We start from the raw sequence: 10,439 nt of genomic DNA, 5'->3' as shown, positions 1-10,439 counted from the left end.
ACGCCCGCACGGCAGCAGACACCCGCCGGGAACGCGCTCAAAGCAGCGCTTATCCCGGCGGACTGCCATCGTCGCAAGCGACGATGAACAAGGAATTATTCTTTAAAATCCAAGAATCGGATCGTGCTCGAATATTTGGCGCGAAGCGCCACGGCCCCCCGCGCGGGGATTCGCGGCTTTGCGCGAATTCCCGCGCGAAAGGCGGCGCAGCCGCAAGGGTCTTGCCGACAAGACTGTCGTCGCTGGTGAAGCCCGCGAAGCGGAGTGGGAGTGCAGAGGGCGTAGCCCTTGCCCGCCGGAGGCATATTCTCCGACCGCCTCGCCGCCCGGCCCTGCCGCCCCTCCCGCCGACGCGAAGCGATCGCCGGGGTCGGGGGGGCTCTCCCCCCGGCGAGGCAGCGACCTGGCCGCCGGAGGCGTCTTTCGCGACGGGTCCGCCTCATCGCTTGCCGCCACTCGCAATGTCGGGGCGGCGGTGGGATGCTTGCGTGGCGTTGATCGCGCCGGGCGGCTTGCGTCGGCGTCAGCGGGGCAGGGCTTTGCCCGCCGAATCCTGGTCGAAGCGCCGGATGACGTTGTTGAGGGTGTGCTGTTCGTTTTCGAGCCGGTGGAGGGCGTCGAGGGAGTCCGAGGCGTTGCGGGCCACGTGGTCCGCGAGGCTTGAGATTTCGTCCATGGCGCCCGCGAGTTGGCGCATGGCTTGGGATTGCGCGCCGGATTCGGCGGCGATGGTGGAGGTCTGCCGGGCGGAGCGTCCCACGATGTCCACGATGTCGTTGAAGACCTGGCCGGACTGGATAGAGAGGGTGTTGGCGTCGTCGATGGCTTTGGCGGCCTGGTCCATGCGTTGGACGTTGTCGCGCGCGCCGGCCTGGATGGCGGAGACGGCGCGGGAGACTTCCTGGGTGGCGGTCATGGTTTTTTCGGCGAGCTTGCGCACCTCGTCCGCGACCACGGCGAAGCCTCGTCCGGCGTCGCCCGCGCGGGCGGCCTCGATCGCGGCGTTGAGGGCCAGGAGGTTGGTCTGGTCGGCGATGTCCGCGATGGTGGTGAGGATCGCGCCGATGGCCTGGGCTTGTCCGCCGAGCTGGTTCATGGATTGGGAGAGGGCCTGCGCCTGCTGGTTGACGGCCTGTATGGCTTGCGAGGAGTGTTTCACCACGTCGGAGCCGGAGTGGGCCTTGCCGCTGGCGTCGTTGGCGAGGTTCGCGACCTGTTCGGCGAGCTGCGTGACGTTGGCGAGGGCCTGGGTGACGGTTTCCACGTCGCGGGCGTTCCGCAGTGCGCCCTGGCGTTGCTGGTTGGTTGCATCGACGGCCTGGTCGAGCAGGGCGGAGAGTTCGGCGGCCACGTGCTGGATGCCCTGCGCGGCCTGGGTCATGGCTGCCGCCGCGGCGAGTTCGCCTTCGCGCTTGGCCTGTTCGGCCTGGGCCTGGGCGTGCTGTGCGAGGCGGGTCTGTTCTTGTGCGAGGCGGGCCTGTGTTTCGGCCTCGCGCCCCTTGTCTTCGGCGAGGGCGAGGGATTGGCGCAACTGGTCTACCATGGCCGTGAGGGCGTTTTTGAGCACGCCCAGTTCGGCCTTGAAGTCGGCCGGGGGCAGGGCGGCCTGGAGGTCGCCCTGGGCGATGCGTCCGGCGTAGGCGACGAGGGCGTCCACCTGGCGTCCCACGAAGGCGCGGGTGAGCCAGACGGTGGCGGCCAGGGCCACGACGAAGACAGCGGCCAGAACGGCCAGGCCCAGCAGGCGCAGGGCGCGCAGGGTGGAGTCGATGTCGTCGATGTAGACGCCGGAGCCGATCACCCAGCCCCAGGGCGCGAAGACCTTGCCGTAGGAGAGTTTGGGGAAGAGTTGGCTGGTGACGCCGCCGCCCTGGATGGGCTTGGGCCATTCGTAGACCACGAAGCCCTGGCCGGATTCGCGCGCGGCCTGGTTGAGGGCGGCGAAGAGGTTGGCCTTGGCCGGGAGTGGTTCCAGCGTGCCGGGGTGTCCTTTCTGGGCGGTGGTGGCGCAGGTGAACTTGGGGTCGTCGAGGATTTTACCGTCCAGGGCGGGGACGGTGGGGTGCATGACCATCCTGGGCACGGGGCCGGTGAGGTCGTGTATCCAGAAGTAGTCGCCCTGTCCGTAGCGCAGGGTCTTGATGCGCTGGAGGGCGCGTTTCTGGGCCTCGGCGAGGGTGAGTTCGCCCTGTTTGACCTGGCGTTCGTACTCGGCGAGCAGGGAGTCCACGGAGCCCACGAGGGAGTGGAGCGCGTGCTTGTGCACGTCCAGGAGTTCGCGTTCCGTCCTTGGCAGGATGACCCCGAAGAGCGCGGCCGCGAAGAGCGCGAGGCTGAGCAGGGAGACGGCGAGAAACTTGATGGTTAGCCGGGTGTCGGCAAGGCGCTGGAGGATGCTCGGGGCCATGATGCGCTCGCAGGATTGGATGTTGTTCCGCTGCAGATGCGCGGAGTGCAGGTGCAGTTTTCGCCTGTCTTAGTGCGTTGTATGAGGGAGAAGGAATGAAAAGTAAAGGGCCGCCCGTGGGCGGCCCTATGCTTTGAGTCGTCCGTCGTACTATCCGAAGAGCTTCTCCTTGCCCTCTATGAGGTCGGTGACCACGCTGGGATCGGCCAGGGTGGAGGTGTCGCCCAGGGTGGAGGTCTCACCCTCGGCGATCTTGCGCAGGATGCGGCGCATGATCTTGCCGGAGCGCGTCTTGGGGAGGCCCTGGGCGAACTGGATCACCTCGGGCGTGGCGATGGGGCCGATTTCCGCGCGCACGTGCTTTTTGAGCGCGGCGAGCAGTTCGTCGGTGGGCTCCACGCCCTCCTTGACGGTGACGTAGGCGTAGATGGCCTGGCCCTTGATGTCGTGGGGCATGCCCACCACGGCGGCCTCGGCAACGTCGGGGTGGGCCACCAGGGCGGACTCGATCTCGGCGGTGCCCATGCGGTGGCCGGAGACGTTCACCACGTCGTCCACGCGGCCCATGATCCAGACGTAGCCGTCGGCGTCCATGCGCGCGCCGTCGCCGGTCTCGTAGACCCCGGGGAAGGCGGAGAAGTACTGGTTCTTGAAGCGGACGGGGTCGCCCCAGACGCCGCGCAGCATGCCGGGCCACGGGCGGGACTGGATGAGGAAGCCGCCCTCGCCGGGGGCCACTTCCTTGCCGTCCTTGTCCACCACCTTGGGCAGGATGCCGGGCAGGGGCAGGCTGGCGGAGCCGGGCTTGAGCGGCGTGGCGTAGGGCAGGGGGGAGATCATGAGCCCGCCGGTCTCGGTCTGCCACCAGGTGTCCACGATGGGCAGTTTTCCGCCGCCGATGTGTTCGTGGTACCACATCCAGGCCTCGGGGTTGATGGGCTCGCCCACGGAGCCCAGGATGCGCAGCGACGAGAGATCATGGTTTTTGGTCCACTTCACGCCCTCGCGCATGAGGGCGCGGATGGCGGTGGGCGCGGTGTAGAAGATGTTCACCTTGAACTTCTCCACGGTGGCCCAGAAGCGGTCCGGCCCGGGCCAGGTGGGCACGCCCTCGAACATCACCGACGTGGCGCCCAGGGCCAGGGGCCCGTAGACGATGTAGCTGTGCCCGGTGACCCAGCCGATGTCGGCGGTGCACCAGTGCACGTCGTCCTCCTGGATGTCGAAGACGAGCTGGGTGGTGTGGGCGGCGTAGGTGAGGTAGCCGCCGGTGGTGTGGTAGACGCCCTTGGGCTTGCCGGTGGAGCCGGAGGTGTAGAGGATGAAGAGCACGTCCTCGGAGTCCATGGGCTCGGGCGGGCAGGGGGCCTTCATCTCGGGCCTGGCCATGAGCTCGTGCCACCAGAGGTCGCGGCCTTCCACCATGTTGATCTGGGTTCCGGCGCTGGCGTGCACCACCACCTTTTCCACGCAGGGGCATTCCTTGAGGGCGTCGTCCACGTTGCCCTTCAGGGGGATGGCCTTGCCCGCGCGGCGCACGGCGTCGCCGCAGACCACCACCTTGGCCTGGCAGTCGTTGATGCGGTCGCGCAGGGAGTGGGCGGAGAAGCCCGCGAAGACGATGGAGTGCGGCGCGCCCAGGCGTGCGCAGGCCAGCATGGCCACGGCCAGCTCGGGGACCATGCCCACGTAGAGGGCCACGCGGTCGCCCTTCTTCACGCCCAGGCTTTTGAGCACGTTGGCGAACTTGCAGACCTCGTCGTGGAGCATCTGGTAGGTGAGCACCTGCACGTCGCCTTCGCGGTCGCCCTGCCAGATGATGGCGGCCTTGTTGCGGCGGGGGCCGTCCAGGTGGCGGTCCAGGCAGTTGGCGGCGGCGTTGAGCTGTCCGTCGGCGAACCACTTGAAGGTGGCGGCGTTGAAGTCGCAGTCCTGCACCTTCCCGAAGGGCTTCATCCAGGTGATCAGTTCGCGGGCGCGGTCGCCCCAGTAGCCCTCGGGATCTTCCAGGGAGCGTTTGTAGACGGCGCGGTATTCGTCCAGGCTCTTGATATGGGCCTTGGCCTGACGCGGCCCGGCAGGCGGCTGGAAGAGGCGGTTTTCGTGGAGCAGGGATTCGATGTTCTCGGTCATGAAAAGCTCCTTGGAATAAGGGGATGGTTGTTCCTTAGCACGAATCCTCCGGATTCCCAGCGCAAATTGGCAAGCGGCCGCACCGGGGCGGTGAGCGGCGCTCAGAAGGCGGGCTGGGGCGAGGCCCGGCTTCTGGAGCTGGGCGCGGCCAGGCGCAGCACGGTGTCCAGGCTTAGCTCCTCCCCCTGGCGCGAGGAGCGCAGGATGGAGAGGAAGCGCTGGAGCACCTGGGCGGTGAGGTAGGCGTCGCCCAGGGCGTCGTGCGCGCCGCGCGGGGGCACGCCCAGGGCGCGGGCCACGCTGTAGAGGGTGGCGTCCTTCAGGGGCAGCTCGTCCAGCACGGGCGAGGCCCGCGAACCCCGGATGGCCAGGTAGAGCCCCAGCACGTCCAGGCCCCGGTTCCTGGGCTGGGGCAGCTTCAGGCGCTTGCAGGCCGCGCGCAGGAAGGCCAGGTCCAGCTCCACGTGCCAGCCCGTGAGCACCGCGTCCCCGGCGTAGCGCAGAAAGCGCGGCAGCACCTCCTCCAGGGGCGGCTCGCCCGCCAGTTCGCCCGGGGTGAGCTGGTGCACGCGCACCCCGGCCGCGTCCAGGGACGTCGCCGTGGGGCGGGCCAGGGCCTGGAAGGCCCCGCCCACGTCGATGCGCCCGCCTGTCATGCGCACGGCCCCGATGGAGAGGATGTCGTCGCGGGAGGGGTCGAGCCCGCCGGTCTCCAGGTCGAAGACCACGAACCCGGCGCGACCGGCCGGGGTGTCCGGCTCGCGGCTGGACCAGGGCCACCATTTCATCATCGCGAAACCTCCCCGGCCCGCTTCCAGGCCGCTCGGCACATGCGCTCCATGGCCCGGGCCAGGGGGCCGGGCCGCAAGGGCTCGCCCACCCAGCCCCAGGCCGCAAGGTATTCGGCGGCCCAGACCAGATCCTCGCCCGCGGCGTCCAGGCGATGGAGCCCCAGGGCGCGCTCCGCCGTGGCGATGCGCGGGACGCCCGTGCGCCAGGCCATGCGGCGCACGCCGTCGGCCACCCGCTCGGCCAGGCCCGCCCCGGGACGCGAGGCCGGGGGCGACCCCGAGAGAACCATGCGCCCGGCCAGGCGCACGCGCAGGGCCTCGGCCAGGTGGAGTTGGCCGTGCACGGGGCGCAGGTCGAGGCAGGCCGGGTCCTCCGGTGGGCTCTGGGCCCAGCGGTCCAGGCGGGCGTCCCATTCCTGGGGCGTGCCGCGCCATTCCCGGGAGGCGGCGGATGGAGCGCCCGGGGCCGGGGCTATGTTCATAAGCTCCAGGGCCTCGGCCAGGAAGCTGCCAAGGCGCTCGAACCAGCCCGAGGCCCCGGGGGCCTCCTGGTGCACCACGGCGTTCCACAGGGGGCACAGGGCCGGACCCTCGCGCCGCGCGGCGCGGCCCAGGAGCATGAGCGCGTAGGGCGCGGGGGGCGGCCCCAGGGCCTCTTCGGCCAGTTGGCAGGCCCGGGCGGCCAGGGTCTCGCGCAGGCCGCCCACGATGCGACCCAGCACCGAGGCCCGCGCGCCCTCGCGCAGGAGCCCCATGGCCAGCTTGTCCAGGAGCGGGGCGATGGCCGAAAGCTCCTCCACGGAGGCGGCCCGGACCGCGCGCGCGGCCAGGGCCGGGGGCGAGCCCGCCTGGCGCAGGAGCAGGTCCTGGGCGGAGAGCACCCCGGCGGGCTTGCTCCCGGCCATGACCACCACGTGGCGCAGGTGGTGGCGCGTCATGGCCATGAGGGCGTCGAAACAGGAGGCCTGGGCGTCCAGGGAGATAACGGGGCTGGACATGACCCGCTCCACGGGGGTGTCCGGGGGCAGGCCCTGCTCTACGGCGCGGGCGCGGAAGTCGCGGTCGGTGATCACCCCGGCGGTTCGGCCCTCCGGCCCCAGGACCACCAGGGCGTCGCGGGCCGTGGCGCTCATGAGCCGGGCGGCCTCCCGGAGGGTGGCCCCGCAGGCAACGGGCTCGCCCGGGCGCACGGCCTCCCCGGCGCGCAGGGCGGCCAGGGGCCTGCGCGAGGCGGCCCAGGGGGGTATCTCGCGGGCCACGCCTTCCAGGCCCAGTTCCAGCACGGGCTCGGTAAGGCGGTCTTCCAGAAAATCGGTAAGGCCCTCCACGGGCCGCAGGGCGTCGGCCACGGCGGCGGGCTCCAGGAGGATGCAGACGGCGTCCTCGCGGGCCACGGCGCGCTCAACGCTCCATCCGGCCACCTCGCCCTCGCCCCAGGTGGGCTCCTGGTCCGGGGCGCAGGCGCAACCGGTGTCGCTCCCGGCCGCCAGCAGGCCCTTGCGCACGGCCAGCACGAAGCCCTCGCCCGCGCCGCCGGGGCCGAGCACCGCCGTGCCGGCCGGGTAGAACTCCAGGGAGGCCTTGCGCGCCAGGGAGCGCAGGGCCTCGGGCTCCAGGAAGGCCAGGGGCGGGGCCTGGCGCAGGAAATCAACGGCGTCTTCGAGGATCATGTGAACAGCTTCAGCTTGTAGCGGTTTTCCAGCATCTCCTGGAAGGAGGCCACGGCCTTGAAACACTCCTGGAGCCGGGAGCGCTCCAGGGGGGTGAGTTCGCCCGGGAGAACCCGGTTGCCGGGCTCGCGGCCCCGGTCCAGGTCCCGGGCCTGGAAGCGCAGGCGCAGCTCCTGCATGAAATCGAGGGCCTGGGAGAGGTTGGTGGCCGTGCCCTCGGCCAGGAAGCCCGCGCGCACGGCGGCCTCCAGCCGTCCGGCCGTGCCGGTGACGCGCGCGCCGCACTCCAGGCCCAGGACCCTGGCCCCCTGGGTGAGGGGGAAGATGCCGCCGCGCTTGATGTCCAGCGCGCCGTCCTGCACCGAGAGCGACCCGAAGATGGTGAGGGGCGGGGTGAAGCGCACGGCCTCCCGAGCCATGGCGCGAAGGGCGATGGGGTGGCCGGAGACGGCCTGGGCGAGCGCCCGGGAGAGCCCGGCGGCCAGTTCGCGGCTGCCGTGCACCTGACGGGCGTCTGCCAGCATGGAGAGGGCCAGCACGGCTTCTGGGCCGGGGTTGCGGGCCAGCTCCTCCAGGCGGGTCTCCCAGTGGGGGAGGGTCATGCGCCAGTCGTCGCGGTCGGCGGTGACGCCGTGGGGGCAGGGAGGCAGCCCGGCCTGGTCGAGCAGTTCCATGAGGCGCAGGGCGTAGTCATGGGCCTTGCTCAGGTCCGCGCCGTCGCCCAGCACCAGGGCGTTGTCCTGGTCGGTGGCCAGGAACTGCTCGCGGCGTCCCTCGCTGCCCAGGGCCAGCAGGGCCATGGGGCCGGGGTCGGCGGTTTCGAGCGCCAGCACGGCGGCGCGCGCGAAGAGCTGGTCGCGCACGGCGGCGGCCATGGCCCCCACGCGGTCCACGCCCGCGCCCTGTCCCAGCCAGCGGGGCGTCATGCGGGTGAGGGTGGCGTGGGCGCGGGCCAGGTCCCAGGCGTCGGCGGCCCGGGCGATGTCGGCGGCCAGGGCCACGGGGCTCTCGAAGCGCGCGGCCAGGAGGTCGCGCTCCTCCAGGATGCCGGTGATGCGGCCGTCGGGGCCGGTCAGCCCCAGGCGGCGGATCTTGTGGCGCAACATGGCCAGGAAGGCCTCGCTGACCAGCTCTCGGCCGGAGATGGTCACCACTTCGCGGCTCATGAAGTCCCGTGCCGGGGCGTCTGGGGCTGCGTCCTCGGCCACGGCGCGCACCACGTCGCGCTCGGTGAGGATGCCCTGCACGGCCTCGGGTGTTCCCACAAGGCAGGCCGTGGCCTGGGCGGCGCGCATGGCGCGCGCCGCCTGGACCACGGAGGCCTGCGGGTCCACGAACACCGGCGGGCGGGCGGGGAGGCTGCCTGCCGTGAGTCCGAGAAAGCCGTCTTCGCTGCTCATTCCACGCCCACGCCCAGGTAGTTGCGGATCTTCTGTTCCTCGTAGCGGGCCTTGGCCTCGGGCTCGGGCACGAGCACGGAGCCCAGCCATCCGGCGAAGAACGCGGCGGGCATGGAGATGAGCGCCGGGTTGGACCAGGGGAAGATGGCCTGCTTGAAGCCCAGCACGCTCACCCACACGGTGGGGGAGATGATGATGAGCCCCACCGCAAGCACCGAACCCGTGACGATGGCCGCGGTGGCCCCGAAGGTGGACATGCCGCGCCAGAGGATGGAGAGCAACAGGGCCGGGAAGTTGCCGCTGGCGGCGATGGCGAAGGCCAGGCCCACCATGAAGGCCACGTTCTGGCCCTTGAAGGCGATGCCCAGGCCCATGGCCACCAGGCCCAGCACCAGGGTGGAGCGCTTGGCCATCTTCACTTCCTCTTCCTCGGTGGCGCGGCCGTTCTTGAACACGTTCACGTAGAGGTCGTGGGAGAAGCTGGCGGCCCCGGCCAGGGTGAGCCCGGCCACCACGGCCAGGATGGTGGCGAAGGCCACGGCGGCGATGAAGCCCAGGAACATGGTGCCGCCGGTCACTTCGGCCAGGAGCAGGGCCGACATGTTGCCGCCCTTGTCGAACTTGGTGATCACGTCCTGGCCCACCAGCACCATGGCGCCGAAGCCGATGATGAAGGTGAGGATGTAGAAGTAGGAGATGAAGCCCGTGGCGTAGAACACGCTTTTGCGGGCCTGCTCGGCGTCGGGCACGGTGTAGAAGCGCATGAGGATGTGGGGCAGGCCGGCCGTGCCGAACATGAGCGCGATGCCCAGGCTCAGGGCGTCCCAGGGGTTGGAGACCAGGCCGCCGGGTTCGAGCATCTTCTGGCCGTACTTCTCGGCGGCGGCGGAGAAGAGGGCGGAGGGGTCGAAGCCGAATTTCGCGAGCACCATGCCCACCATCACGGAAGCGCCGCCCAGCAGGAGCACGGCCTTGATGATCTGCACCCAGGTGGTGGCCAGCATGCCGCCGAAGAGCACGTACAGGATCATCACCACGCCCACGATGGCCACGGCCAGCTCGTAGGGCAGGCCGAACATGAGGTTCACCAGCGATCCGGAGCCCACCATCTGGGCGATGAGGTAGAAGCAGATGGTCATGAGCGAGCCCGAGGCCGCCGCGATGCGGATGGGCTTCTGGCGCAGGCGGTAGGCCACCACGTCGGCGAAGGTGTACTTGCCCAGGTTGCGCAGGGGTTCTGCGATGAGGAACATGATGAGCGGCCAGCCCACCAGGAAGCCGATGGAGTAGATCAGGCCGTCGTAGCCCTTGAGGGCCACCAGGCCCGCGATGCCCAGAAAGGACGCGGCGGACATGTAGTCGCCCGCCAGGGCCAGGCCGTTCTGGAAGCCGGTGACGGAGCGCCCGGCGGCGTAGAAGTCCGAGGCGGTCTTGGACTTCTTGGCCGCGAACCAGGTGATGACCAGGGTGGCGGCCACGAACACGAAAAAGAAGGCGATGGAGACGGCGTTGGGCTGCCCGATGGTGGAAGTGAACAGGTTCATGGCCTACCCCTTCATGTGGTCGAGGATGGATTTCACGGAGCGGTCGTAGCTGGTGTTGGCCCAGCGCACGTAGAGGCCGGTCATGACGCAGGCGGAGAGGATCACGGCCAGGCCGATGGGGATGCCCAGGGTCATGTGTTCGCCGATCTTCTGGGCCAGGACGTGCTTGTTGAAGGCCAGGAGCAGGATGAAGCCGAAGTAGATGACCAGCATCAGGGCGGTCATGGAGAGCGAGACGGACCACTTCTTGCGCACGAGGTCTTTGAACTCGTTTTGGTCGATGGAGTGGGGTTGCATGGGGTGAACCTCCCGGTTGGGGTTTGGCGGATGGGCCCTCGGCGCGCGCTCGAAAGCGTCCGCGATTTCGGTGTATACGGGTCGGGGGGAAAAAAAAGGGGTGTTTCGGCCAACGGTTGGGTGTCGGCGCGTGGCCGGTGAACGGTTCGGGGGGCGAACGGTAAGCGGCGGGCGGGCAGGCCGTTCACCGGGGAAAG

7 protein-coding genes are annotated in these 10,439 nt (G+C 70.0%); all 7 read right to left on the bottom strand.

The features are described 5' to 3' along the window. Positions 1-523: 523 nt before the first annotated feature. The 7 genes from NNJEOMEG_RS04370 to NNJEOMEG_RS04340 all read right to left on the bottom strand — a co-directional run bounded on the left by NNJEOMEG_RS04370 (position 524) and on the right by NNJEOMEG_RS04340 (position 10,242). Positions 524-2,407 (bottom strand): methyl-accepting chemotaxis protein, encoded by a 1,884-nt coding sequence (locus NNJEOMEG_RS04370; RefSeq protein WP_173081669.1) that lies wholly within the window; start codon positions 2,405-2,407, stop codon positions 524-526. 150 nt (positions 2,408-2,557) lie between these two features. After that, the gene (gene acs, locus NNJEOMEG_RS04365) at positions 2,558-4,540 is read right to left on the bottom strand and encodes an acetate--CoA ligase (protein WP_173081667.1); all 1,983 of its coding nucleotides are present in this window, start codon (positions 4,538-4,540) and stop codon (positions 2,558-2,560) included. Between the two features lie 101 nt (positions 4,541-4,641). Further along, entirely contained in the window at positions 4,642-5,331 is a 690-nt protein-coding gene (locus NNJEOMEG_RS04360; RefSeq protein WP_173081665.1) for a 3'-5' exonuclease, read from the bottom strand. Continuing rightward, positions 5,328-7,001: a DUF294 nucleotidyltransferase-like domain-containing protein gene (locus tag NNJEOMEG_RS04355; RefSeq protein ID WP_173081663.1), complete on the bottom strand. Its 1,674-nt coding sequence runs from the start codon at positions 6,999-7,001 to the stop codon at positions 5,328-5,330. The genes NNJEOMEG_RS04360 and NNJEOMEG_RS04355 overlap by 4 nt, the downstream gene beginning before the upstream one ends. Beyond that, complete coding sequence (locus NNJEOMEG_RS04350; protein ID WP_173081661.1) at positions 6,998-8,401, bottom strand: putative nucleotidyltransferase substrate binding domain-containing protein; 1,404 nt, start codon at positions 8,399-8,401, stop codon at positions 6,998-7,000. Before NNJEOMEG_RS04350 ends, NNJEOMEG_RS04355 begins: the two co-directional genes overlap by 4 nt. Continuing rightward, positions 8,398-9,945 carry a sodium:solute symporter family transporter gene (locus NNJEOMEG_RS04345; protein ID WP_173081659.1) on the bottom strand — a complete coding sequence of 516 codons (1,548 nt, stop codon included), beginning with the start codon at positions 9,943-9,945 and terminating at the stop codon, positions 8,398-8,400. Before NNJEOMEG_RS04345 ends, NNJEOMEG_RS04350 begins: the two co-directional genes overlap by 4 nt. Before the next feature lie 3 nt (positions 9,946-9,948). Then, on the bottom strand, positions 9,949-10,242 hold the full coding sequence (locus tag NNJEOMEG_RS04340) for a DUF485 domain-containing protein (RefSeq protein ID WP_173081657.1): 294 nt from the start codon (positions 10,240-10,242) through the stop codon (positions 9,949-9,951). Positions 10,243-10,439 lie beyond the last annotated feature (197 nt).

This window comes from Fundidesulfovibrio magnetotacticus (assembly GCF_013019105.1).
In the GTDB taxonomy this organism is placed as follows: Bacteria; Desulfobacterota; Desulfovibrionia; order Desulfovibrionales; family Desulfovibrionaceae; genus Fundidesulfovibrio; species Fundidesulfovibrio magnetotacticus.
This window is presented reverse-complemented; position numbering and strand designations above follow the sequence as displayed.